Origin of the sequence: Oceanospirillum sp. (assembly GCF_048265165.1) — a bacterium.
In the GTDB taxonomy this organism is placed as follows: Bacteria; Pseudomonadota; Gammaproteobacteria; order Pseudomonadales; family Halomonadaceae; genus Oceanospirillum.
Genome location: NZ_JBLXCD010000001.1, coordinates 255439 through 278164, shown reverse-complemented (window position 1 = coordinate 278164; position 22726 = coordinate 255439). Strand labels below are relative to the sequence as shown.

General features: G+C 48.5%; 20 protein-coding genes. 10 read left to right on the top strand and 10 right to left on the bottom strand.

Translation table 11 applies throughout. The features are described 5' to 3' along the window. Positions 1-14: 14 nt before the first annotated feature. On the top strand, positions 15-1046 hold the full coding sequence (locus ACN0R8_RS01195; protein WP_417594249.1) for a CLCA_X family protein: 1032 nt from the start codon (positions 15-17) through the stop codon (positions 1044-1046). A 287-nt stretch (positions 1047-1333) separates the two neighbouring features. Continuing rightward, on the top strand, positions 1334-2029 hold the full coding sequence (locus ACN0R8_RS01190) for a hypothetical protein (RefSeq protein ID WP_417594247.1): 696 nt from the start codon (positions 1334-1336) through the stop codon (positions 2027-2029). A 69-nt stretch (positions 2030-2098) separates the two neighbouring features. Here ACN0R8_RS01190 and ACN0R8_RS01185 read toward each other — a convergent pair whose 3' ends face one another. Continuing rightward, the gene (locus ACN0R8_RS01185; protein ID WP_417594245.1) at positions 2099-2794 is read right to left on the bottom strand and encodes a pyridoxamine 5'-phosphate oxidase family protein; all 696 of its coding nucleotides are present in this window, start codon (positions 2792-2794) and stop codon (positions 2099-2101) included. Between the two features lie 128 nt (positions 2795-2922). On the opposite strand from ACN0R8_RS01185, the gene ACN0R8_RS01180 reads away from it, so the two are divergent. Then, positions 2923-4425: a PLP-dependent aminotransferase family protein gene (locus ACN0R8_RS01180; RefSeq protein WP_417594243.1), complete on the top strand. Its 1503-nt coding sequence runs from the start codon at positions 2923-2925 to the stop codon at positions 4423-4425. 10 nt (positions 4426-4435) lie between these two features. On the opposite strand, the gene ACN0R8_RS01175 is transcribed toward ACN0R8_RS01180, so the two are convergent. Then, entirely contained in the window at positions 4436-5377 is a 942-nt protein-coding gene (locus tag ACN0R8_RS01175; RefSeq protein ID WP_417594242.1) for a DMT family transporter, read from the bottom strand. A 148-nt stretch (positions 5378-5525) separates the two neighbouring features. Between ACN0R8_RS01175 and ACN0R8_RS01170 the strand changes: the two genes are divergently transcribed. The 5 genes from ACN0R8_RS01170 to fhuB all read left to right on the top strand — a co-directional run bounded on the left by ACN0R8_RS01170 (position 5526) and on the right by fhuB (position 11272). After that, positions 5526-6344, top strand: a complete 819-nt coding sequence (locus tag ACN0R8_RS01170) for a helix-turn-helix domain-containing protein (RefSeq protein ID WP_417594240.1) — start codon at positions 5526-5528, stop codon at positions 6342-6344. Between the two features lie 148 nt (positions 6345-6492). Beyond that, positions 6493-7359, top strand: a complete 867-nt coding sequence (locus ACN0R8_RS01165) for a siderophore ferric iron reductase (RefSeq protein WP_417594238.1) — start codon at positions 6493-6495, stop codon at positions 7357-7359. A gap of 71 nt (positions 7360-7430) precedes the next feature. Beyond that, positions 7431-8195: an ABC transporter ATP-binding protein gene (locus ACN0R8_RS01160; RefSeq protein WP_417594236.1), complete on the top strand. Its 765-nt coding sequence runs from the start codon at positions 7431-7433 to the stop codon at positions 8193-8195. Positions 8196-8228: 33 nt separating this feature from the next. Then, positions 8229-9194, top strand: coding sequence for an iron-siderophore ABC transporter substrate-binding protein (locus ACN0R8_RS01155; protein WP_417594234.1), 966 nt, complete (start codon positions 8229-8231; stop codon positions 9192-9194). Continuing rightward, positions 9194-11272, top strand: a complete 2079-nt coding sequence (gene fhuB, locus ACN0R8_RS01150; RefSeq protein ID WP_417594232.1) for a Fe(3+)-hydroxamate ABC transporter permease FhuB — start codon at positions 9194-9196, stop codon at positions 11270-11272. The genes ACN0R8_RS01155 and fhuB overlap by 1 nt, the downstream gene beginning before the upstream one ends. A 109-nt stretch (positions 11273-11381) precedes the next feature. On the opposite strand, the gene ACN0R8_RS01145 is transcribed toward fhuB, so the two are convergent. The 8 genes from ACN0R8_RS01145 to ACN0R8_RS01110 form a co-directional block, all read right to left on the bottom strand. Further along, positions 11382-13223, bottom strand: a complete 1842-nt coding sequence (locus tag ACN0R8_RS01145) for a V-type ATP synthase subunit A (protein WP_417594230.1) — start codon at positions 13221-13223, stop codon at positions 11382-11384. Then, entirely contained in the window at positions 13223-13918 is a 696-nt protein-coding gene (locus tag ACN0R8_RS01140) for a hypothetical protein (RefSeq protein ID WP_417594228.1), read from the bottom strand. Before ACN0R8_RS01140 ends, ACN0R8_RS01145 begins: the two co-directional genes overlap by 1 nt. Further along, positions 13918-14601: an ATPase gene (locus ACN0R8_RS01135; RefSeq protein WP_417594226.1), complete on the bottom strand. Its 684-nt coding sequence runs from the start codon at positions 14599-14601 to the stop codon at positions 13918-13920. The genes ACN0R8_RS01140 and ACN0R8_RS01135 overlap by 1 nt, the downstream gene beginning before the upstream one ends. A 30-nt stretch (positions 14602-14631) precedes the next feature. Continuing rightward, a complete protein-coding gene (locus tag ACN0R8_RS01130; protein WP_417594224.1) occupies positions 14632-15078 on the bottom strand; it encodes an ATP synthase subunit C in 447 nt (148 codons plus the stop codon). Beyond that, positions 15066-16847, bottom strand: coding sequence for a V-type ATP synthase subunit I (locus ACN0R8_RS01125; protein WP_417594222.1), 1782 nt, complete (start codon positions 16845-16847; stop codon positions 15066-15068). The genes ACN0R8_RS01130 and ACN0R8_RS01125 overlap by 13 nt, the downstream gene beginning before the upstream one ends. Further along, complete coding sequence (locus ACN0R8_RS01120; RefSeq protein WP_417594220.1) at positions 16844-17449, bottom strand: V-type ATP synthase subunit D; 606 nt, start codon at positions 17447-17449, stop codon at positions 16844-16846. The genes ACN0R8_RS01125 and ACN0R8_RS01120 overlap by 4 nt, the downstream gene beginning before the upstream one ends. A 13-nt stretch (positions 17450-17462) precedes the next feature. Next, complete coding sequence (locus ACN0R8_RS01115) at positions 17463-18842, bottom strand: V-type ATP synthase subunit B (RefSeq protein WP_417594218.1); 1380 nt, start codon at positions 18840-18842, stop codon at positions 17463-17465. Positions 18843-19061: 219 nt separating this feature from the next. After that, on the bottom strand, positions 19062-20669 hold the full coding sequence (locus tag ACN0R8_RS01110) for a diguanylate cyclase domain-containing protein (RefSeq protein WP_417594216.1): 1608 nt from the start codon (positions 20667-20669) through the stop codon (positions 19062-19064). 326 nt (positions 20670-20995) lie between these two features. Here ACN0R8_RS01110 and ACN0R8_RS01105 point away from each other — a divergent pair, with 326 nt between their 5' ends. Then, positions 20996-21964: a metal ABC transporter solute-binding protein, Zn/Mn family gene (locus tag ACN0R8_RS01105; RefSeq protein ID WP_417594214.1), complete on the top strand. Its 969-nt coding sequence runs from the start codon at positions 20996-20998 to the stop codon at positions 21962-21964. Beyond that, a complete protein-coding gene (locus ACN0R8_RS01100; RefSeq protein ID WP_417594212.1) occupies positions 21964-22710 on the top strand; it encodes a metal ABC transporter ATP-binding protein in 747 nt (248 codons plus the stop codon). The genes ACN0R8_RS01105 and ACN0R8_RS01100 overlap by 1 nt, the downstream gene beginning before the upstream one ends. The last annotated feature ends 16 nt before the right edge of the window (positions 22711-22726 follow it).

Genomic DNA, 22726 nt, shown 5'->3' with positions numbered 1-22726 from the left:
CGCTTCCGGCATCAATGCCTCAGAACGATGAACACCCTACTATGCGGCATTCCCGAAAGCGATTAAATACGCTACCATCCGATACTGTTTTTACGAACAGTATCGGGGGAGCGGCCGGTGCAACCTCATCTGAAAAATCACATAAACCTACAGTAGACTCCCATGCCCTCATGCGTCAGTTATTCCCTCAGTACAAGGCTTCCAGCGATAAAGAACAGCGATTTTACCGAAATGGCCCACGCCATCGTCAGGAAGATCATTGTGACTTTCTTCAGCTTCGGCAACGCTTTAACTTTCGTTCCATTGAGATAGGTCGCTGGGTTACTCAGCAAGAAAAGCTGAGTGCTGCGGGTCGGTTTTATGATGCTCTTTGCGATCTGATGGTTATTTTGCAAGTTCCTGAGAGTGTTATCTCTTTAAAGGGAACTCTGGCATTACATTACGGCACCGGAGGTCGTCCCGGTATTGCAGCCCATTATGCACCCAATCAGAGGGCCTTTGCCTTGGCAAAAAATGCTGGTCCGGGCAGCATCGCCCATGAGTGGTTCCATGCACTGGATCACTATCTTGCCAGTAAGTCTTTCAAAACTGCAGAGGGTATCCGATTTGCATCAGATCTCTGGTTACAGCAGGGAAATGGCGGGCAGGATCTGATAGCCCATCCGTTAAATCATAAGTTAAGTAACTGTTTTGCAGCTGTGATGCTTAGCGAGAATGGTGAAGAACCCAGTGAGCTGTTCAGGATGTCACTTCTGGCTGATAAGGCGGCGGGGCTGAACTATTACAGTCAACCTGAAGAGCTCTGTGCCAGGGCTTTTGAGGCTTTTATTCAGGATGCATCGATTAAAAACAATTTTCTGGTAAAAGGAACTAAAGCTTCAACCGAGGCTCAGTATGGGCTATATCCCCGAGGCGCAGAACGAAATCGCATTAATGCTCATTTTGCCGACTATTTTGCAATGCTGGGTCGGGCAGTGCGCAAGCAGATGGAAGGATGCAAAACAAACCGATCAACCGATAGAACAAACCCGATTCGGGCAAACTAAGCGGTAATCCGTCACCTTCACTCCGTAATACCTACACCTGATTTTCTCAAAAGAGAGGCAGGGGCTTGAAATCAGCTTTAATAGCATGTTTCATGATCGGTGCCGGAAGCCCTATTGCCTTCTTACTTATATTCCGAGGCATAAGTGGTAGGTGACAGGTGACCGGCTACGACCAAAATGATGTTCTAATAATTTTTTCACAGTAAGGCTGGACAATGAATCAGGATGCTAATTTGCAGGATGTCTGTAAACAACAGATACAACGCTGGCTTGATGAAGGATATACCTTGAGCTCAATCTCGGCCGCTCAGCTCCACCAGAAAACAAGTGCACCCTATACTCAGTGTGTCGAGATTCTGCAAAATTTCACCCCCGCTAAGACCACAAAAACTCCCGCTGACATCCCACCACCTTCAGAAGCACTGAAAAAAGTTTTTCAGCAAAATCAGCGGCAGCTCTGGCAAGCTTTCTGGCATGAGCATAAGGCAGAAATCGATACGCTGACTCAGGGTTTTAGCCATGAGAAAAAGCAGCTTGTGCAAACTGCCGATGAGCGTCTTGAGATGATTAAGACACTGGAGCAGAATCTGTCAGAGAAAGAATCCAGCCTTCGTAAGCTTCAGAAAAATAGCAGCCCAGTGCCCCCCAAAACACAGCAACAGGATTCAGCGTCTCATATCAAGGAGGTAAAGCAGCTCAACCGTCAGATAAGTGACTACAAAGATGAGATTGCACAACTGAAAGACCAGGTAAAAGCATCCGAGGCACAAGTGTCTTATGATCCGGAAGCTCTGCGTAAGGAACAGGAGAGCCTGGCCCGGGCACTGGAATTGTCCGATGAACAGGCAAAAGAGATTACTGAGCTCAGTCGTAAGCTGGATACCGCCGAGCAGGAGTATGTGCGGGTTAACAGTCTTTATAACGACGTAAAGAAACAGAATGCACAACTCCAGAAAGAGCTGAAAGCAATTCGCGGACGTTGATCTGCAGTTGTTATGAGAGGGCTTGAAGCCCTCTTAACGTTTCAGTGCAAATTTGAACAGATACCGATATTAATTGATACCGCATTCCGGCAGAGTTGGAGAGCTCAAGGGTGTGGTGATTTCAGTATTATCAATCTGTAGCTGATCCTGCTCAGGCGCTGACCAGTGTTGACTGATGGGTAACACTCCGGCCCAAACCGGCCAATTGAGATCGTCTTCATCATCAATAGCACCTTCCGCACGTGCTTTCATTGAAACCTCATCCAGTTTCACACGCATAACTCCAGTTGCTCTGACTTCCTGCTCGGTGACAGGCCGCAACTGATCCCAGCGCTGAGGGCTGATTTTGTCAACAAAAAGCTCAAAGTGTCGTAACTTCTCATCCGGGTCGGTGACGGGCTCAGGAAGGCCGTAAATCATGACGGAGCGATAATTGACCGAGTGATGGAAAGCCGAGCGAGCCATAACCAGACCATCAAGACTTGCGATAGTAATACAGACTTTTTGATTCCCCTGATCACTATCTGCAATATTTGCCGCCTTACTGTGGCCGTGCCAGTACAGGTAATCGCCCTCTCTCCAGTGACAAGTGGGAATAACCCGAACCTGATTGTTAACCTGAAACCCCACATAGCAAAGCAGCGACTGGTCGATAAATGCCAGCATGGCTTCACGATCGGTTAACGCCCGTTTAGGGCCGCGCTTGACCTGTGTCAGAGGGCTACTGCTTAAAGAAGGCTGTGTTGATGATCTGTTCTCGGACATTGTCTTTTCCCTGTTGTTATTTAAACCTGAGACAAGCTTATGCCGTGAAGGTATGATAAAAAACGTCCAGTTTTTATCTTTTTTTTCAGTCCAGATTATTATAATCAACCGGTTGGCCTCCTAAGTGTATGACAGCTCAACGCAATATCATCAGTAGCTTACAGTTTACCCTCAGCCAGGGCGGCATCCCGCTTTACAAACAGCTTTACCATCAGGTAATCAGTCACATTAAACAGGGAAAACTAAATGCAGGAGACCGCCTGCCGGGTAGCCGTGTCCTGGCCGATAGCCTTGGTGTCTCCCGCAGTACCGTGGTTAATGGCTATGAACTGCTTATTGCTGAAGGGGTCTTAATCAGCCGCAGTAAAAGCGGGATCTATGTCTCCGGTGATGCCTGTTTATTGTTGGAGCAAGATCGCCCCATCAAAAGGGAGGAGGTTGCAGAGACACCTGCTTTAATGACATTTAACTCCGGAATTGATGCTCAGGCATTTCCGCAGCAAGCCTGGCTTAAGAGTATGCGCGCAAGCTGGCGAACACCTGATCCTATGGTGCTACAGGATAACTGTCCCACGGGTTTACCCTCCCTGAAAGAGACGATTGCTGACTACCTCTATCAACTGAGGGGGTTACGCTGTCAACCAGAACAGATACTGATGACTGCCGGAAGCCGTGATGCTCTGACATTGATACGCCATACGCTGGAAAAAATCAGCCCGGGTGTTCATTGGCTATGTGAAAACCCAACTTACCCGCCTATCCGTGAGCTGATAAACAGCTGGCAATTACCTCTCCAGCCATACAGCCAACTTTCTCTTGATCATGAAGGCTGCCTTACACCCGATAAAAATGAGACGAAACCGGCAGAAACAACGGCTTCGGTTCTTACACCTAATCGCCAGTACCCTACCGGCACTGTCATGAGTAAATCGAGACGCCAGCAGTGGCTTGACTATCTTCAGCGGGGAAAAGGGTGGCTGATAGAAGATGACTACGACAACGAGTTTCATTACAGCGGTAAAAGCGGTATTCCTCTAATGCAGGCCGATCCTTCAGGGCGGGTTATTTTCGTTGGCAGCTTTTCTAAGGTGCTGTTCAGGGGTTTACGTCTGGGGTTTATCGTTGCGCCAATACCCCTCTGCCCGCTGTTGCTGCAAAGTCGTAATGAACTGGGAGGGTCTGCGGCACTGCCGATGCAGCCTGTGGTGGCGGAGTTTATGCGTAACGGTGGATTTGCCCGTCATATTAACCGGATGCGACGCCATTATCGACAAAAGAGAGACTATCTGCTCAGGCTTTGTGAGCGGTATTTAACTCAGTGGTTTCACTGGCAACAACCCCAGGGAGGAATGCATCTACTGATTCTCTTCAAAAAAACCGCAGAGATACCTGGGATGAAAGAGCAATCCGTACTTTTGGATCAGCATATTACAGCCCGTCTACATCAGCAGGGGATCAGAATGTTTCCATTATCAGCGCATTTTAAGATCGCTGAAAACTCAGGTTCAGCTAAAGTACCTCAGGGATTTGTACTGGGTTTTACCGGCCCGGATGAACAGACGATGACTGCTCTGGTAAAAGCTTTGGCAGAGATGATGCGGGCAGTCCCCGCAGCACCTGTAACGGTCTGAAGTCACTTATTCAGTCACTGAGCCGGGCAGGCTGATCCTTTCGCCGGGTCAATCGGGCCAGCAACCCCGATGCATTGACCAACAAAATACCGGCAATAATCAGTACAGCCCCAATTATAAAGCTGGCTTCAATGGTTTCGTCCAGCAGCCAGGCCCCCAGCAAAACACCAAATAAGGGTGTCAGAAAAGAAAAGGTACCTAACTGAGAAGCCTTGTACTGGGTCAGTAACCAGAACCAAAGCAGAAAACTAAAGAAGGCAACAATAATGCCATGAAAGGCAAGACTGAAAAGCGCCTCGGTTGTTGGGTTGAAGTACGCCTGATCGGCATAAATGGCCCAAACAAGCAAAATAACGAAGGCCCCCACAAGCTGATAAAGCAGAGTTTCTTTTGCTGGGAGATGAGATAAGCCCGTTGCACGGACCACCACCGTTGTTGCCCCCCATGCAGCACCACCGCAAAGCGCTAAAAAGTCACCAAACAGTACTGACTGGCTGACCTCAAGGTTGTCTTCCTGGCCCAGGAAAGAGATCACGATGCCAACAAATGCCATAAAAATCCCCAACCACTGCAGGGGTGTCATATGCTCACCCGCCACTTTCCAGTGCAAACCAATGGCCGCAAAGATAGGGGAGGTGTACAGGAATACTGCCGCGTGACCTGCCGATGTGTAGTTCAACGCTTCCCCCAGGAAAAGGTACTCAAAGGCGAAAAGAGCACCAATTGCAAGGGCCGGTATACGATTCTCAGGTGCAAGACTGAAACCTTGCCGCTGATAAATCATCACCATACCGATCAGAATCGCACCAATACCTGACCTGAGAGCAATTTGAAACACAGGTGCCAGATCCGATGATACCGATTTAAGTAATACCTGCTGAAATGCCATTACCAGGCAAAAGACAGTCATAAGAATAAAGGCAAACAGATCCATCGTCTTACGTGTACCCATACTATTCTCTCAGTTAAAAAGGGAAACAAAAGCTCGGAACCTTCGGATAATAAAGAGTAGATCCTCAAAGCGGGTCTGCATTATCTTGTGTCTGATAGAATTCATATAGCTCAAAACAGACATTCAGTAATGCGGAACAGTCACCCTTATGACGAAACAGCCCTTTATCCATAAACCATTGGTTTTTCAGCAGTTACCGGAGCCTATTTATTATCTGGAGCGCTCCATGCCCTCAGATACGCGCTACCCGCCACATCAGCACCCATGGGGAGAGTTTATCTACTCCTTCAGTGGAGTACTGGAGCTAATAGCAGAGGGAAGCTTGTTTCGGGTGCCATCGAGTTATGCTCTTTGGCTTCCCCCGAATACCTCACATTATGGTTTTAATCGCCATGAATCCCTGCACTGTTCGCTTTATATTGACTCGGACCTGGCCAGGCAGTTACCAGAACAGCCCTGCGCGCTGATTATGACCCCTTTAATTCGCGAAATGCTAAGCCATCTGAGCTTATCGCCCCCAACGACACCCTACACACCGGAGGAACGGCGATTCACTGATGTTATTTTTGACCGCCTAAGGGAAGTATCCAGCACAGGCAGTTACCTGCCTCACTCGACAGATCCACTGCTGATGAGGCTGCTTAATTATTTTGAACAAAACCCGGCCTGTCAGCAGCCTTTAAAACAACTGGCAAAAGAGCTGGGCACCACAGAGAGGACGCTGGCAAGAAAAGCCCAGCGAGATCTGGGAATCGCTCTGACAGAATGGCGACAACGGCTGCGGGTGGTCAGAGCTATGCCTATGCTGGAAAATGGTGAAAAAGTTGAAACCATCTCTCTGGAGCTGGGATACAGCACATCGTCTGCTTTTATAGCTATGTTTAAAAAACATATGAATATCACTCCCGATGAATATCGCAAAGGCGCTTCCGGAGATACAGCTCACAGACTCAGCGGAAAAGAATAGTGCAGCGAGACTTGTCTGCATCGAGCATGCCTTACCTCTCCAGTGTAAATGAGACCGATTCCTAACTACTTTTAAATAGTATTGATATGGATTATCATTCCATTTGTTGAGCAATTCAAAGCAAGCCATGAACTGATTGAGCAAATGTATGAACTGCAGAGCTACACTACAGAGCGAGGGTGACGATCGCTTTCTAATCGATCCGCAGGCTGCGATCAGGGAGTTGTGTCACCTGATAGAACATCATATGCCGGCCATGGCTCCTGTGATTCGTCAACCTGACGCAGATGAGTACATACTGGGGGCAGATAATCAAAGCTTTATAACAAGCCTTTATCAGGCTATTGAATATGCCTCCCCGGAAGCGGGGCGCTTCTATTGGGCAGCCCAGAGTTGGAATATGCTGACCTGGCAACCCATCATACTAACGTTAGCTTCGGTTTCTTTATTTAACCTAGCACCCGATTTTTCTCGTATCGGTATCCGGCTGCAAGGGGAGATGGCCGCCGGGTTATCTCTAGGGGAAAATGCGTTCAGTGATTATTCAGGCGTCAGGGCTCAAGTAGGGAGCACTGATATTTTCTGCGACCCAGCTCATCATCTTAAGACTTTTCTTGAGCAGAGCCTCAACGATATCAGTGTCTATTACCCCATCAACAGGAACCTTGCCCGACGCCTCTTTGCTGACCGTGTTCTAAGTACGCTTCTGCTATTGCAAAGCCTTAGCAGCCAGTCTGTCGCGACGGCAACACAACCGTATGCACGGCTGCTGAATACCCAGACTGAAGCCTTAGCCGAATACTGGCTTCAGGCGCTGGAACTTGAAGGAGCAAGTAGCCTGATGCGCATACCTTTTCAGAGCGATGCATTCCCGGAAGGAGAAAGACTGGCACTTAACCGCAAGGGCTGCTGCCAGCATTTCCGAAAAGCAGATGGTGAGGTATGCGCTAGTTGCCCTAAAAATAAGATACCAGAACGAATCAGGCTTATTCAGGAAAGTTGGAGCCAGGCTTAGCTGGTTTGGCTATTCATTAATCTCCGGCACCCTCAGATTTATTTATTCATAAACTTCACGCAGGCATTCAGATGTTGCACCTCAGTAGTATTCAGGTCGAGCGGCAGGGACGAACGATTCTTGCTATTGATGACCTCGCTCTTAATGAAAAAGAGATAACCGTTATTCTGGGCCATAACGGCTCAGGTAAATCGACGTTAATGAAGCTATTAGCGCGCCAAATCGTACCGGATCAGGGGGATATTCTTTTTGATGGCCAGTCATTGTCAACGATGAATCAGAAAACACTGGCCCGCAATATTGCATATTTGCCACAACACCTTCCTGCAGCTGACGGCCTTAATGTGCGTGAACTGGTTCGCTTAGGTCGTTTCCCATGGCGAGGGCTTCTGGGCCGCTGGCAACAGGATGATGAGAGAATTATTGAACAGGCCATTTCAGACACAAACCTGGATGAGTATGCACAAAGCAGCGTAGACCGTATGTCCGGTGGTGAACGCCAGCGGGCATGGATCGCGATGCTTCTTGCCCAACAAACACCCTATATGCTGCTGGATGAGCCGACCTCAGCCCTGGATCTTTCACATCAATATGCCCTGATGAGCCTTTTACATCGTCTTAACCGAGCAACAGGGCGCGGTGTTGTGATCATATTGCATGATATTAATCTGGCAGCAAGGTTTGCCGATCGGATTCTGGCATTAAAACAAGGCGTCATCATTTTTGATGATAAACCCCAGGCTCTTATGAATAACGAAAGCCTGACAGCCCTTTATGATATGCCCATTCAGACGCTTCAACACCCCCATGGCCATGATATTGCTGTTGTGGCCTAACCTCGTTCCATCTGATGACAGAGATTGGCAGATATGTCTTTTAGTAACACACACCTTATTTTTTATCGGCTTTTGATCGCCCTTGTACTTGTAATCGTGTCTCTTCTTCCTCAAATCACCCAAGCCGCAACGGTCAAAGATAGCCTGGGCTCCCACGAATTTCTGCAACCGGCGACCCGTGTCGTCACCCTGAACTGGGGCTCAACCGAAGAAGTTCTTGAGTTAGGGGTAACCCCTGTAGGCGTTGCAGATATTAATGGCTATAAAACCTGGGTTGCCCGCCCCGAAATTCCGACCGAGGTTGTTGATGTAGGCACCCGAGCTGAACCCAGTATAGAACGTCTGGCTGAGCTAAAACCGGATCTTATTGTTGTTGGCAGTATGCAGCAGGATATGGTCGCACGCCTAAGCCCAATAGCTCCGGTGCTGTTTTTTGATAATTACCGTGCTGATCATAGCAATATCGATGCCATTGAGCACTCATTCAGACAACTGGCCATTGCATTAGGTAAGCAGGATGTAGCAGAAAAACGGCTTATGGAGCGTCAGGAAAAATTGGCACGTCTCAAAGAGGAGGTTAACCAGCATTTTAATGGTGCCGTACCTAACGTCAGTGTCATCCGTTTCTCTGATGCTAATCATGTGCGAGCCTACGGTAGTAACTCAATGCCGCTGGCCGCTCTTAAAGCTTTAGGTATTGATGCTGCGATTGAAATCCCAAGCTCAACCTGGGGGCAGGTGCAGAAGCCAATCCGGGAGCTGGCATATATGGATGGAATTTTGCTGTATATCCGGCCACTTCCTCATGAAGAGCAGCTTTTCAGCCAGCCGTTGTTTCGTATGATGCCCGTGGTTGCAGAGGGTCGAATCGCACCGGTTAAGCCTACCTGGACTTATGGCGGTGCATTATCGATAGGCTATCTGGCCGAGCATTTTGTTGAGTCACTCACGAAACTACCCACTGAGCTAAACGCTGCGTCTTCAGGAGATCAGCACTGATGTCCACTGTTGATCTTGAATCAGAGCGCAGAGGAGGTGTACTAAAGCAATGGGTCATCTCCTGTGTTAACCCTGTCTGGATTTTTAGCGGGTTAGCATTGGCAGCCGTAGTGATCTGGCACCTCCAGACCCGAACAGATCTCGGTCTTCTGCAACAGTGGCAACTTTGGATCAGCACGCCTCCCAAAGATTTCCCGGCCTTTGAGTATGTATACAGTCATATGCCAAGGGTGATCATGGCTGTTTTGGCCGGGGCAACCCTCGGGCTGGTTGGCAGCTTGGTGCAACAACTCCTGCAGAACCCTCTGGTATCACCGATGACGCTGGGGGCATCATCGGGTGCCTGGCTTGGTATTGTTGCCGGCTCTGTACTGTTCCCGGCTTTAGTTATCGATTACCGAGAGTGGTGGGCTTTATCAGGTGCAATTCTGGCGACAGGCCTTAGTCTTTTGGTTGCCCGTAATTCAGGGTTTCGCGGATTGCCCATTGTTCTTGCTGGTATGGCAGTATCCTTACTATTTGGCGCTCTGGCGTCAGCGGTTGTGCTATTGAATGATCAATATGTACGCAACCTGTTTATCTGGGGAGCAGGGGATCTTGCTCAGGGAGACTGGAGTAAAGTTCAATGGCTTTTACCCAGACTCGTCCCATTTTTGATTTTAGTAGCCATTGCGCATCGCCCCCTGATGCTGATGCGCTTGGGTGATCAGGGTGCTCAAAGCAGAGGGTTGGCAGTCGTCCCCGTCATTATTGGGTTATTGTTATTAGCGCTCTGGTTAACCGCCAGCGTTATTGCAGCGGTTGGACTTATCGGGTTTATAGGTTTGCTGACCCCACAGATCGCCCGGAAGTTCTGTGGCCACTCATCTCGTCAGGAAATGATCGTCAGCGCTCTTCTGGGCGCCCTGCTGTTAACTCTTACCGATATTATCGCTCTTCGGGCAACAGGTTTCTTTGGACAGGTAGTGCCCAGTGGAGCCGCTGCAGCGCTTATCGGTGCACCGGCTCTGATTCTTTTGTCCCTTAATCGAGCTAAATCTTCTGAGGCCTCTGCACAGCCCCCTACACGGAATGATAGTCCGAACTCTGTTCAGGTCAGTGTATTAACACAATCTCCGGCTTATGGCTGGGCACTAGCCACCGGTACAGGTCTGCTAATCCTTTGCCTGGCTTTTTTTGTTTTTCCTAAGACGGTTCTGGTTGATTCAGGTGCACAGGTACGCTGGGGCTGGTTCTGGCCGGAAGGGTATCTCTGGCAATTACGTTGGCCCCGAGTTCTGGCAGCACTTGCTGCCGGTTTTGGTCTGGCCGTTGCCGGCACGGTACTGCAGCGCCTGATCCGTAACCCTCTGGCCAGCCCGGATATTCTGGGTTTATCTGCCGGCGCAACACTTAGTATTGTGTTATTCATCCTGATATTCGGCGCACAGTGGTTAGTTTTCAGCCCGGTTATCGCTTTTGCGGGTAGTCTTGCTGTACTTGCTCTGTTACTTTTTCTGGGGAAACGACAGTCGTTCTCGCCCGGTATTATGGTGTTGACGGGTATAGCGCTTACCGCCTTACTGGATGCAATACTGCAGTTCACCCTCGCCAGCGGAACTGATGAGGTTTTTTCTCTGCTGTTGTGGATGTCAGGATCAACTTATAAGGTTTCCGCTCAGCAGGCTGTAATATTAGCAGCAGGCGTACTGATACTCTCAGCCATAGCCCTTATATGGCATAGGGCATTAACATTAATTGCAATCAGTGATGATGTCGCTCAATCGCGGGGGGTTCAGATCGGTAAGACCCGAGCCTGGCTGTTGACCTTAATCGCAGGTATTTGTGCAATGATTACGGCGATTATCGGGCCTGTTTCTTTTGTTGGGCTGCTTTCACCACATATGGCCTACCTGCTGGGGGCAAAAAAAATACTGCCTCAGATTGTACTGGCATCTATTGTTGGTGGGTCGCTTTTGGTTCTGTCTGACTGGATTGGCAGGGTAGCGCTCTATCCGGTTCAACTTTCAGCCGGTATCGTGGCATCCCTGATTGGGGGCAGTTACTTCATCTATTTACTGACCCGGCAGCGACTATAGTTTACAAGCTGTCATTCATTTTTTGCCTGTCCATACATTACTCTGCTGTCAATAAAACGGGAGCCACCAGGGCTCCCGTTTCGCTTTGCGCGGCTGCAAGCGCAACCTATTATTCTTCAGCAAAAGTTCCGTCGAGCAGTTGGAAGTGATTCAAATTATGGATCTCCTTCCAGTAGCGCCGAAAGTCCGGCCCATCTTCATGACTGTAATTAAGATTACGGAAAAAACCTGCCAGCTTAGTAAAATGCTCCCTGATGGTATCCTTGTCATCCATGTTCGGGTGTTCAAAAAGGCAGCGTTTTAATAGACGGAAAATCCGCATCTGGCGCGACATATCTGTGGATGCATCAACATCATCAAAAGCATCCTGCTGCAGATAAACCTGATCCAGACATTGCGCCCGGTTATAAGTCAGAAAATCCTGTAAGGTGACACCTTCTTCCCCTGTCACCTGCATCATCTGCTGAATATCTTCGCCTTGGGTCAGCAGTCCCTGCATCTGCTTCACATCATCAACCCATTGAGCATCCAGGTGCTCGTTATACCAACCACTGAGCTGCTCAAGATAGCGGGACCAGGAGATCAGAGGATCAACAGCGGGGTAGGCACGTTTATAGGCTCGGTCTGCACTCAGGCCCAGGAAGGTTTTCACGGTACGCAAAGTAGATTGTGTCACCGGTTCTTCGAAGTTACCCCCCGCAGGAGAAACCGTACCAATAAGCGTCAGACTACCTTGTTCACCTTCGTTATTCCGGATCAGGCCAGCACGTTCATAGAGACTTTTAACAGAGGAGTCGAGGTAGGCGGGGAACGCCTCTTCACCCGGAATCTCTTCCAGACGCCCGGAAGTTTCGCGCATCGCCTGTGCCCAACGGGAGGTTGAATCGGCAATCAGCAAAGCGTTGTAACCCATCTGACGATAATATTCACTCAATGTGATACCGGTATAAATAGATGCTTCGCGGGCAGCAACCGGCATTGATGAGGTATTACAGATAATGATCGTACGATCCATTAAGGTGCCACCTTTAGGATCTGGTAGAGCAGGGAATTCGGTAATGGTTTCAACCACTTCACCGGCACGCTCACCGCAGGCAACAATAATCACGATATCCACATCAGAAAAACGGGATATCAGCCCCTGAAGAACTGTTTTCCCCGCCCCAAATGGGCCAGGAATACAGGCTGTTCCACCTTTGGCAATAGGAAAAAAAGTGTCGATCAGGCGGATTGACGTTAACAGTGGCTGCTCCGGGTACTCACGCTGACTATAGCGTTGTGCTAACAGCGGCTGGCAAACCGGAATACGCACGGGCCATTTCTGCTGCATGGTCAGCTCATGTTCTTTACCTTTCGAATCTTTAAAGCGAGCAATCGGCGTGGTGGTCGTAAAAGTGCCTTCCTGAATCCAGGTCACTTCAACTTCACCAACCTGATTAAAGGGCACCATAATTTTGTGCTTAAAACGACCTTCCTGCACATGCCCCACCGGATCACCAGCCTTCAGACGGGTACCTGCTTTAACCGTCGGCTGGAAAGCCCATTGTTTTTGTGTATCGATACCATCAACCTGCAGCCCCCGGGGCAGGAAGAAACCATGCTGCCCGGCAATAATTTCAAGGGGATTCTGCAGACCATCATAAACCTGACCCAACAGACCCGGGCCTAAAGTAACAGAGAGCATCTGGCCCGATTGACGTATAGGGTCACCAACGGCAACTCCTCGGGTATTTTCAAACACCTGGACATCCGCCTCACCATGACGCACCCGCAAGACTTCTGCCTGCAGATATTCCTGACGGTTATCCTGTGGTACACGAGATGGGCAAATATAAACCACTTCATTTTTGATCAGAGGATAGAAATTACCCTTTTCATCCTTTTCCAGCCGCAAGGTGACAATGTCGTCACGCACGCCGGTCACCCGTGCTGTAATCTTTACATCCTTCATTAGGAAAGTTCCTCAAAGGCTGATTCTATGTGTTCCCTGATGACGGGCGCAGAAAGTAGCACCTCAGCCATAGACTCAAAGGTATTAATGGCCTGATCTCCGTCATTTCGTATCTGCTTTTCAGCTAGCTCCCAGCGTAATACAAAGCAAATCACCGTTTCTAATGTAAAATGGTGGCGGCGTTCAGCACGCAAAAGATCATGCCAGAGCCAGTTATTGATCTGGCGCTCTATCTCCCCGGCCGCACCTTTTTGCACCAAGGGCTGAAGCTCAGTCATTAAAGGCAATGCGCCTTCCAGACCAAATGCTGGCTCTGACCAGTGCTGGCGAATGCGGTTGGTCCAGCGACCCAGCCCATAAAATTCCTCGGGGCCCTGATCACTCTGCTGCCGTTGGCGCATTGCAGCCAGTAAACTCTGCCACTCGAGACGGTTTTGGATACACTGACGTACCACACCTGATTCAATCTGACTTAACTGGTTCTGCCATTGGTAAACTAATGCCTGATCCGAGCGCTTTTCCAGCTGTTCCGAATCAAAATAATAGAGATCCTCAGCCAATTTTAACTGCTGCTGATCTTCATGGCTTAGCATAGAAAGACGACGATTCAGGGCAATCCGGGAGATCGGCATCTGTTTACACTTTGACAGTGGGGGCAGGTCCGGCAGAGCAGCGACCAGAGTGTAGTAGCTCACTAGCGAATAACTCCCTCAAGTAAAGCCCGGAAGCGAGGCTGCAAGTGTCGTAGCAGTAACTGCGACACTGCGCTGTCGGTCAGATCCACTTCAACTTCCTTACCCACCAACCGGACACGAATGCCAGAACCACTATGAGTACTGAAACTCACACCATCCCTGAGTAACTCAACGGATAGAGATTGGACAAACTGACTGAGGCGCCCTGTTTTGTACTCATCAGCATTGCGCCGGAGTTCATCCAACCCAATCACATTTTCCGGCAATAGCACTTCAATATTGTCTGCTTCATCAAGGCCCGCATCTGCAGCGGTCCGTCCAACGAGCTCAAGCACCATTCGTTGAACAAATTCACGGTTATCCATCTGTTGTTCAATCAGGCGCTCAACCTGATCAGTAAAGCTTCTGGCCAGGCTCTCTTTTACATCAAGCAAAAGATCTCTGGCTGCCATTTTGAGGGCATCCTCACCGGCCTGACGCTTCTGAGCCACTTCACGCTTTGCTTTTGCGAGCATAGTATCGGCTTCTTCCCGGGCCTGCTTCAGCAGAAGATCCGCTTCTTTCTCAGCATCCCGTAATATCTGGTTTGCCTCGGTACGCCCTTTATCGACTCCCTCCTGGCGGAGTCTCTCGACCAGAGCATCAATACCGGAAGAGGCGTGGTTTTTTTCAATATCCGTCATAATTACGCGTCTCTCTTCAGGTTGGGCAGGTCAGGCCGGAATACCAGCACTGATAACCAGGGCGAAGATAAAGGCAAAAACTGCGAAGCCTTCTACAATTGCGGCCGGTGCCAGTGACATACCAAAAATCTCAGGACGAATTTTCGATACATTGATCGCGGATGCACAGCTACGACCCTGATAGATCGCACTAAACATTAGGGCCAGACCACAAAGCAGTCCAATTGCGGCTAAACCCGGAGCATTACCAAGGGTCAATTCACGATTTAATGCAAACATCACAACGATGCCGTAAATTGACTGAGAGGAGGGCATCGCCGAGATACCAATGTAGCGCCCATGACCCGTTTCAGTTTCCAGTAGCGCCCCTGCTGCAGCTTGTCCTGCCAGAGAGCAGCCAATCATGCTACCAATTGCTCCCATTGCCATCGGGCCGTACAAACCTGCCCATCCCAGGGCTAAGATCAGGTTATCCAAGGTGTTACCTCCTGTTTTGAAAACGGCTGGAAGGGGTAGCCTTCATCAGCCAGACTCCAGTTATAAAACTCGATCAGATTAAGGCGCAGGCCATGAATAACACCGCTGACGACGGTTAAAACGAAGTTCAGCAAGTGGCCGGCCAGTAAAATCAGGATATGAAGTAAAAAACCAATGCCCGGCAGCGCATTACCCACATCAGCGGCCAACTGGTTAAACGTAATGGCAAGGGATGCGCTGGCCAGCCCCAGCGCAAAAAGGCGCAGATAGCTCAGAACATCACCAAAAATCTTAGTGACATTGGTCAGTGCCAAAAGCCCGGATATCAATCGACTGAGGCTAAACCCCTGATCCTCTGTGGAAAAAAGAAGCACCAGCATTAACCCCGCACCAAACACAACCCAGTGCAGGGTGCTAAAACCTGTTAACCATCCAGTAAGTGCAATAGAAACCGAAACGGCCCAGCCCACAGATGACAAGGCCTGGTAACTCCTCCGACGAACCCAGGCCATCAGAAGGTTTGCCAGAACCAGGTGCAAAGCACCAATCGTGATGGAAAGCGCCATCATGCTGTCAAAATCATTCAGGTCGAGCAGTTTAAGATCGCCTAACAAGGCAAACGGGGCTGCCGCACCGAAATAACTGCCAACCAATACCCCCCAAAGGACACCGGCACCGGTGAGGGCAAGCCCCATCGCTCTGAGGCGACGCCCAGTCTCACTTTCGCCCATCGTGTTCCATTTCCAGGCAATAATGCCGCCAAACAATAGGGAATAGCCGACATCTGACATGATGATGGCAAAAAAACTGACAAAGGAAAAAAACACCACACGGGAAGGATCCCAACTGCGGTAGTTTGGTGTCTGAAAAAAGCTGACAACTTCCTGCCCACCGCCATAAACATCGGGGTTGTCCAGAAAGGTGGGAGGGTTCTCATCATCCGCCGGATCTTCTGCCGTCAGAACAAGCCCTTGCGCCTCAACGAAATCTTCCAGAAGGGGTAGATCACGCACCGCAATCCACCCCTGTAAAGCGAATACTTCATCATAGTCCCGGGTCTGACTGGAAACGTCTTCCAGCCGCGCCTGGTTCTCTGTACTGGCTACACTATGCTGCAGAAGATAGATCCAGCGGGTCAGGGCCTCACGTTCGCCATCTGCTGTTTCCAGCTGGATCTCTGCTTCTTCCAGTTGCTCCCTTAATTGGCTGAGGGGAATGTATCCGGTATGTGTCCTGGCAACGGGCATAAGACTAGGATTGGGTTCTTCCTGAGCAATAACGACAATATAGGTATGGCGGTTATCGCGATATACTTCTACCCAGGGAAGATGCGATTCTTCCACATCCTTGATTTTGTAATTAGGAACCAGATAGAACCAAAGCTTCTCATGATTAAGATCGGCCAGATTCGGAAGTGTAAACTCTCCCCAGGGTTCAAGGTCTTTAATACGCTGTTCGAGGAAATCCCTTTTTTCACTCAGCCTGATCCGTTTCTGGCGGTTCAGATCGACCTGATGGAGGATTTTATTCAGGTCTAACTGGTGGTATCGGGTCACCTGTCGTCTTTTCTGAGGACAGTTCAGCAAATATTGCAGAGAGCGCTTTAGTAACTCAGGATTTGTATCTTCCGGTTCGGCAGTCTGCTTTACACTGGAGCCAGCCAAAGGAATGATGTGCATAACGCCTAAAGCCTGAATAGCATCAAGGATGCTTGTTCTGTCCTGACTCATTCCAATGACAGTGGCTTTTTTAAGCTGAAGAATACTCATGCTATACCCGCCTTAAGCCGCTTATTTTTAGCAATTTTTGACGTCACAACACCTGCTCGCTCACTATCAGACAGTGCGATACGAATTTTCCGGATGTTTTTCTCAGCCTGTGGAATCAGAACCTTATCAAACAGGTTAAGGCGCTGAGTTGTCTTTCTCAGGCCGGCTTCCAGCAACTCCATACGCTTATTAAGTATCTGTTGCCTGAGCTGTAACTCCACATTTTGTTTCAAAAGTGAAACAAGAGGATCAAGCCAGTGCTCTGTGGCCAGTGACGAGTAGGGGCGGACCTGCAAAGAAACTGAGTCTAATTCCGGCAGGCGAATTCCAACTAAATTGACTTGGCGGAGGGAAAAATCTTTAATCTCAACCAGTTGATCAACGCTGCCTTTATAGGTAGGCAGCATTGGAAGTTGTTCACGAACCTGACAACGTAAAGTTTCCAGCTTATGCTCAACTTCTGTCATCGCTTTACGTGAACTGGCCCGCTCAGCAAGAAGCTGTTTGCGCTTAAGATCAAGGGCCGGAACAAACTTCCGATAAGCCTTAACCTTTCGGCCTTCCTTGTTAAGGGTGCTTTTATTCAGTGCCAGCTTACCCACGCTTTAACTCCTGTCAGGCGTTTTCCGGGGAGGGATCTTTTTCGCTTGTCTTAGGGAAATATTTATCCACCAGATTCTGTTTCATCAGCAGTTCTTCTTCCTTAAAGCACTGTGCCAGAATGGACCAGCCCGCATCGAGAGCATCTTCAAGTGGCATACTGACATCAATGTCCATGAAGGTTGCCTGAAACAGTCGACCAAACTTCAGAACCCGCTCATCAAATTCACTCAGCTCAAATGACATCGCCTGCTTCTGTTCAGCATCCTGTGATGCTGCATAAAAACGGATCAGGGTATTCATAATCTGGCTGTGATCCTCTCGGGTCACTTTACCGATCACATGCTGTTTAAGGCGGGAGAGTGAGCCAAAAGGGTCAATCACACCGTTATGGAGATAGAACTGCCCTTCAGTGATATAGCCGGTGTTATCCGGCACTGGGTGGGTAACATCGTCACCCGGCATAGTCGTCACTGACAGAATAGTAACGGAGCCAGCACCTTTATAATCACAGGCTTTCTCATAGCGGCGGGCCAGCTGAGAGTATAGGTCACCGATATAACCCCGGTTAGACGGCACATGCTCCATGGAAATACCAACTTCTTTCAGAGCGTCAGCATAGGCGGTCATATCGGTCAGCAGGACAAGAACTCTTTTACCTTCGTTAACCGCATAGCGCTCTGCTACAGCAAGGGCCATATCTGGTACAAGCAGGGCCTCAACGGTAGGGTCTGAGCCCTGATGCACAAACATAACGGTACGAGCCGACGCTCCGGCCTCTTCAAAGGTGCGTTTAAAGAAATAGTAATCATCAAAGATCAGGCCGATACCACCAAAGACGATAATATCCGCATCAGCCTGAGCACCTATACGGGCAAGCAACTGGTTATAGGGCTCACCGGCAACAGAGAAAATCGGAATTTTTTGACTCTCGACCAGACAGTTAAACACATCGATCATAGGGACATCTGTTCTGATCATGTGAGAAGCGAGAATACGCCGGGCCGGGTTGACCGTAGGCCCGTCAATCTCAATACGAGGTTCATCGGTTAGGGCAGGGCCACCGTCAATCGGCGCCCCAGTACCGGAGAAGGTACGCCCAAGAATATTGGGGGAGAAGGTTACTTCCATCGGGCGGCCCAGAAAACGAACAACTGAATGTGTAGACAGCCCTTTCGTTCCGGTAAAAACCTGAAGCGATACATCTTCACCATCCAGAAGAATAACCTGGGCTGTCCTAGGTAAGATATCGGCGCCGTCGTCCTGACTTTCAATCAGAGCCAGGTCACCAAAAGAGATCTGAGAGTTACCACTGTCAGAGGTAGGTACGTGAACTTTGACGATATCGCCAACGATTTCAAGAATTCGGGAATAGCGAATCAATAGCTGGGACACAACTACCTCCATGTCATGTAATACGGCTTAAAACAGCTGCCTGGGCAAAAAAACATTATAACAACGCAACCGCAGCATAGTTTAAGCATACCTTAAAATATGAACATAGGCTTAAGATTACCGTTAACATTTGCCTACAACTTTGATCTATACCAAGAATCGCACTCCCAGTTGCACAAAAATCAGATCAGAGGGCATTTAAACCTCAAACAAAGAAGCTTAAATATATGTTACAACTTTATTACGCCCTGTTTCTTTGGCGTCATATAGTGCCTTGTCCCCAAGTTTGTAGGTTTCGGCCACATCAGCTGGTCCGAACTGCAGATACAACCCAAATGAGGCCGTGACGACATCAGCTGCTGAGTTATAGTTATGCTCAATGGCCAGATTCTCAATCGCTGTACGCAGAGACTCAGCCTGGGTGACAGCCTCATTATCTGAGATTGCCTGAAAGAGCAGGGCAAACTCCTCACCACCTAAACGATATGCATAGGCATCATGCTGGCTGGCAAAGTCTGAAATCGTTTGACCCATTTTTGTCAGAACATCATCACCCGCCTGATGGCCATAGTGATCGTTATAAGCTTTAAAGTGATCAACATCGAAAATCAGAAATGCCAGTTTATGTTTTCGCTCCACAGCTTCTTTCGCAACCTCCGAAAAAGCCTTGTTAAAGTGGCGGCGGTTATACAGGCCCGTCATCGGGTCCGTTACCGAAAGCTCTTCGATATATTTTTTATCCGTAATATCCTGGCGAATTGCAGTAAAGCCAATGATAGCCCCGCCAGCATCAAATATTGGATCAATATGAACATCAACCCAGTAAAAGGAACCATCTTTTTTGCGATTTTTGAGTTCACCTTGCCAGCTTCGGCCTGAATTAATTGTCTGCCAAAGCTCTCTGTAAATCTCATCTTTCATGTCAGGGTGGCGCACAATATTATGATTACGACCAATCAATTCTTCCCGGCTATAACCGGATATATCGCAAAAAGCCTGACTTACCGACCGGATAGTACCCAGTTCATCCGTGCTGGATGTGATAATGTAGCGGTCAACCGCATCAGCATAGTTCTGAACCTGCTTGTAACGGCTGCGGTTATTGATCTGATTCACTAGGCGACTGCAGAGTTCTTCTCGTGAGAAAGGCTTCACAACAAAGTCATTAACCCCTGACTTTAGTAATTTCGCATCAAATGCAGGGCCTTGCTCTTCCAGAGTAAATATAATTGGAAGGCCCAGCTCATCACATTCTCGGCGCACCATCCGAACCAGCTCTAAGCCCGTCCCATCCAAAAGAGACTCATCACTTACGACTAAGTCGATATCTTTATGCATCGACAGCTTATTCTTTGCCTCCACGATGCTGGACACACAGATCAGCTCAAAGCGATACGGGAGAAGGTGATTTGCAACAACTGTCATCTCGTTATCGTCCCCGTAGGCAAGCAAGACTTTCATACTTCGGGTGAACAGCATTAGCTCAGCTAAACGAACCGCGTAAGCGATATCATTCCGACTTTCTTTAATGACATAATCCACAATGGGGAGGGATGAAATAGAGGATTGCAAACCGTCAGCAAACGACCCCGTTAATGATACAACCGGAATATTCAGCCCAATCAGTTTATAGATAACTTCGCCGCTGCTGGCATCCGGTAGCACCAGATCGGCAATAGCAACGTAATAATCATGCTTAGCCAAAAGCGCCATCATCTCAGTCATCGATGCTGCATGATGGACTTCATAGTAGTTATTAATAGCCAGTTCACGGAAGATAGCCTTAGCAAAGAGGTTGCTATCCTCAATCAGCAACAGTTTTTTCATAGTGTTCAACAAGCTCTTTTGGATGATGATGAAGATGAACAAATATATTGAGCATAAGGTAAGGATAATGACATCGGGTTAATATTGACAGGTAGGATGTGTTACGGGCAAACCAAATATTTGCATAATGCATATTATGTTAAATAAGAGCTGGTTTCTTGTAAGGTTACAAAAGACTGGACTGGACAGTTTCTTTTAATCTTGTAAGATTCGCCCCTGACGTCCGGCACGTTATGTTGTAACATTAGGGTATCTAACAACACCTCTCTAATTTTGGCCAGCCTTTCACCTCTTTGGCCCTCTGTATGCAGGAGCATGAACGCTAAATGAGCGTCAGATTTTCAACATACCAACAACAAGCCCTCTTATCATCAGCCCTGTGTTTTATCGCTTTTCTGATGCTGCTTGTCTCTCCGGTCAGTTTAGCGGCTGACAAACCTTTAGTGTTTGTCAGTGTGTCACCTCAGAAATATCTGCTTCAGAAAATTGCCGGAGATCAGGTCAATATCGAAGTACTAGTTCAGCCTGGACATAATCCGCATAGTTACGATCCCTCTGCGCGACAAATGGCGCGATTGGCTAAAGCTCAGATGCTTATGACGACCGGTGTCCCCTTTGAACAGGTTTGGCTGCCGAGAATCAGCCGGCTTAATTCAGAAATGCGTCTGGTTGATACTTTAGCCGGTTCTGCATCTGCAAAAGCAGCTTATATCTCTCGTCATGACCATCATGAAGACCAACCCCATGATCATGAAGTGCACAGCAGTCATGATGAGCACTCACATGACCATGAAAGTCATAATCATGAAGGCTTGGATCCTCATATCTGGATGGACCCTATGAAGGCTCTCTCTCAAGCCCGGATTATGACGGATGCCCTGAAAGAACTGCGCCCTGAGGCTGCAGAAATATTTGAGCAAGGTTATTTATCATTAGCTAGCGAACTTAAAACACTTGACCATGAAGTACATGAATTACTGGAACCCTATGAAGGCCGAACCTTTATGGTATTTCATCCGGCTTGGGGACATTTTGCCGCTCGCTACCATCTTAAGCAGATTGCAATCGAATATCAGGGTAAATCACCGTCTGCCCGTCAACTGGTAAGACTGTCAGAAACAGCCAAAGCTGAAAATATTAGGGTAATTCTGGTTCAGGAGCAGTTCAATCAAAAACCCGCTGAACGGATAGCAGAGAACATTGGAGCACGGGTTGTTAAAGCAGACCCTCTGCCGGAAAACTTACCTAAGGCCATTCGAAAACTGAGCGAGCAATTACTGGAGTCCTGGCACTAATGGGCCGCTTTGCAAAAAACATTGTCGAGTTTGATAATGTAAGCTTTCGCTACCAGACCTCTCCTGTTCTGAAGGAGATCACATTTGCTATGCGCGAAGGTGAGTTTTTAGGGCTTGTTGGCCCTAATGGTGGCGGTAAAAGCACCTTGCTCAAGCTTATTATGGGTCTGATAAAACCGGATCATGGCGACGTACGTATTTTTGGTTCCAACCCGCAAAAGGTTTGCCGTAAACTCGGTTATGTTCCTCAGTTTGCCAGATTTCCCAGTGACTTCCCGATTACCGTTGAAGAAACCGTTCTGATGGGCCGGATTCGACCTGGTAAGCTGTGGCTACGTTACAACAAAGAAGATAAGGCTATCGCCCTGAGAGTTATGCAGGAAACAGGCATAGCGGAATTTGCTCAACGCACTCTGGATCAACTCTCCGGAGGTCAGCTGCAGCGCGTTCTGATCGCTAGGGCTTTAGCAACAGAACCTGAACTCCTTTTGCTGGACGAGCCTACCGCCAGTGTTGATTCTCATCAGGAAAAAGGCGTTTTCGAGCTATTTAAAGAGCTCAACAAACGCATGTCGATTATTGTGATCTCCCATGATATCGGTTTTATCACGAATTACGTTGACCGGGTTGCCTGTCTCAATAAAGAACTGCTATGTCACGAAACCCATGCCATTACTCCAGACGTGATTGAGCAGATGTATGGCGATCATATTCATATGATTCACCATCACACCCACTCTATCTGAAGATAGCCCTCTGTTG

Coding starts and splice junctions, on each gene's coding strand:
- ACN0R8_RS01195 (WP_417594249.1), top strand. CDS start 15: ATGCCTCAGAACGATGAACACCCTACTATGCGGCATTCCCGAAAGCGA.
- ACN0R8_RS01185 (WP_417594245.1), bottom strand. CDS start 2,794: ATGTCCGAGAACAGATCATCAACACAGCCTTCTTTAAGCAGTAGCCCT.
- ACN0R8_RS01180 (WP_417594243.1), top strand. CDS start 2,923: ATGACAGCTCAACGCAATATCATCAGTAGCTTACAGTTTACCCTCAGC.
- ACN0R8_RS01175 (WP_417594242.1), bottom strand. CDS start 5,377: ATGGGTACACGTAAGACGATGGATCTGTTTGCCTTTATTCTTATGACT.
- ACN0R8_RS01170 (WP_417594240.1), top strand. CDS start 5,526: ATGACGAAACAGCCCTTTATCCATAAACCATTGGTTTTTCAGCAGTTA.
- ACN0R8_RS01165 (WP_417594238.1), top strand. CDS start 6,493: ATGAACTGCAGAGCTACACTACAGAGCGAGGGTGACGATCGCTTTCTA.
- ACN0R8_RS01160 (WP_417594236.1), top strand. CDS start 7,431: ATGTTGCACCTCAGTAGTATTCAGGTCGAGCGGCAGGGACGAACGATT.
- ACN0R8_RS01155 (WP_417594234.1), top strand. CDS start 8,229: ATGTCTTTTAGTAACACACACCTTATTTTTTATCGGCTTTTGATCGCC.
- fhuB (WP_417594232.1), top strand. CDS start 9,194: ATGTCCACTGTTGATCTTGAATCAGAGCGCAGAGGAGGTGTACTAAAG.
- ACN0R8_RS01145 (WP_417594230.1), bottom strand. CDS start 13,223: ATGAAGGATGTAAAGATTACAGCACGGGTGACCGGCGTGCGTGACGAC.
- ACN0R8_RS01135 (WP_417594226.1), bottom strand. CDS start 14,601: ATGACGGATATTGAAAAAAACCACGCCTCTTCCGGTATTGATGCTCTG.
- ACN0R8_RS01125 (WP_417594222.1), bottom strand. CDS start 16,847: ATGAGTATTCTTCAGCTTAAAAAAGCCACTGTCATTGGAATGAGTCAG.
- ACN0R8_RS01110 (WP_417594216.1), bottom strand. CDS start 20,669: ATGAAAAAACTGTTGCTGATTGAGGATAGCAACCTCTTTGCTAAGGCT.
- ACN0R8_RS01105 (WP_417594214.1), top strand. CDS start 20,996: ATGAGCGTCAGATTTTCAACATACCAACAACAAGCCCTCTTATCATCA.
- ACN0R8_RS01100 (WP_417594212.1), top strand. CDS start 21,964: ATGGGCCGCTTTGCAAAAAACATTGTCGAGTTTGATAATGTAAGCTTT.